Source organism: Hoyosella levis (assembly GCF_026008515.1).
In the GTDB taxonomy this organism is placed as follows: Bacteria; Actinomycetota; Actinomycetes; order Mycobacteriales; family Mycobacteriaceae; genus Lolliginicoccus; species Lolliginicoccus levis.
This window is the reverse complement of the sequence record NZ_BQYM01000024.1, coordinates 1-1,816: the sequence shown is the minus strand read 5'-3', so window position 1 is coordinate 1,816 and position 1,816 is coordinate 1. Positions and strand designations below refer to the sequence as shown.

1 rRNA gene (cut by a window edge) is annotated in these 1,816 nt (G+C 61.0%); it reads left to right on the top strand.

The features are described 5' to 3' along the window. Positions 1 to 1,816 (top strand): 23S ribosomal RNA (locus tag QC765_RS16405) (its annotated part extends 1,399 nt beyond the left edge of the window); the annotation flags it as partial.

The window sequence follows — 1,816 nt, the reverse complement described above, 5'->3', positions numbered from 1 at the left end:
GTCCTGCGCCGACAATGTAGCGGGGCTCAAGCACACCGCCGAAGCCGCGGCATCCGCGCGCCAACATCCGCTGCCCCCTCCGGGGGCGGTGCAGTGGCGCGGATGGGTAGGGGAGCGTCGTGCGTCCGGGGAAGCGCCCGAGTGATCGAGGCGTGGAGGGCGCGCGAGCGAGAATGCAGGCATGAGTAGCGAAAGCAGAGTGAGAAACTCTGCCGCCGGATGACCAAGGGTTCCTGGGGCAGGCTAATCCGCCCAGGGTGAGTCGGGACCTAAGGCGAGGCCGACAGGCGTAGTCGATGGACAACGGGTTGATATTCCCGTACCCGTGCGGGCGCGTCCATGGTGAATCGGTGAGACTAACCGCCCTGAAGGCGGCCTGGATGCTTCGGTGTCCGGGCCGGTGGATGCGCGGGACCTGATCCGGTAGTAGCCAAGCGATGGGGTGACGCAGGAAGGTAGCAGGGCCAGCCGATGGTAGTGCTGGTGCAAGCCGGTAGGGCGACGGGCAGGCAAATCCGCCCGTCACGAGGCCTGAGAGGCGACGCGGAGCCAATGTGGCGAAGCCTGTGATCCTATGCTGCCGAGAAAAGCCTCTAGCGAGTTCCCGCATGGCCCGTACCCCAAACCGACACAGGTGGTCAGGTAGAGAATACCAAGGCGATCGAGCGAACTGTGGTTAAGGAACTCGGCAAAATGCCCCCGTAACTTCGGGAGAAGGGGGGCCATCCCCGGTGAGCGCCCGCGCGGCGGGAGCTGGGGGTGGTCGCAGAGACCAGGGAGAAGCGACTGTTTACTAAAAACACAGGTCCGTGCGAAGTCGCAAGACGATGTATACGGACTGACGCCTGCCCGGTGCTGGAAGGTTAAGAGGACCGGTCAGCCGATTTATCGGCGAAGCCGGGAATTGAAGCCCCAGTAAACGGCGGTGGTAACTATAACCATCCTAAGGTAGCGAAATTCCTTGTCGGGTAAGTTCCGACCTGCACGAATGGCGTAACGACTTCTCCGCTGTCTCAACCACAGGCTCGGCGAAATTGCACTACGAGTAAAGATGCTCGTTACGCGCGGCAGGACGAAAAGACCCCGGGACCTTTACTGCAGCTTGGTATTGGTGTCTGGTTCGGCTTGTGTAGGATAGGTGGGAGACTGTGAAGCGGCCACGCTAGTGGTCGTGGAGTCGTTGTTGAAATACCACTCTGGCCGGATCGGGCTTCTAACCTCGGGCCATCATCTGGTCCAGGGACAGTGCCTGGTGGGTAGTTTAACTGGGGCGGTTGCCTCCCAAATGGTAACGGAGGCGCCCAAAGGTTCCCTCAGCCTGGTTGGCAATCAGGTGTCGAGTGCAAGTGCACAAGGGAGCTTGACTGTGGGACCGACAGGTCGAGCAGGGACGAAAGTCGGGACTAGTGATCCGGCACCCCCGAGTGGAAGGGGTGTCGCTCAACGGATAAAAGGTACCCCGGGGATAACAGGCTGATCTTCCCCAAGAGTCCATATCGACGGGATGGTTTGGCACCTCGATGTCGGCTCGTCGCATCCTGGGGCTGGAGTAGGTCCCAAGGGTTGGGCTGTTCGCCCATTAAAGCGGCACGCGAGCTGGGTTTAGAACGTCGTGAGACAGTTCGGTCTCTATCCGCCGCGCGCGTCTAGAAGCTTGAGGAAGCCTGTCCCTAGTACGAGAGGACCGGGACGGACGGACCTCTGGTTTGCCAGTTGTCACGCCAGTGGCATGGCTGGTTGGCTACGTCCGGAAGGGATAACCGCTGAAAGCATCTAAGCGGGAAGCCTGTTCCAAGATGAGGCTTCTCCCCCGCCC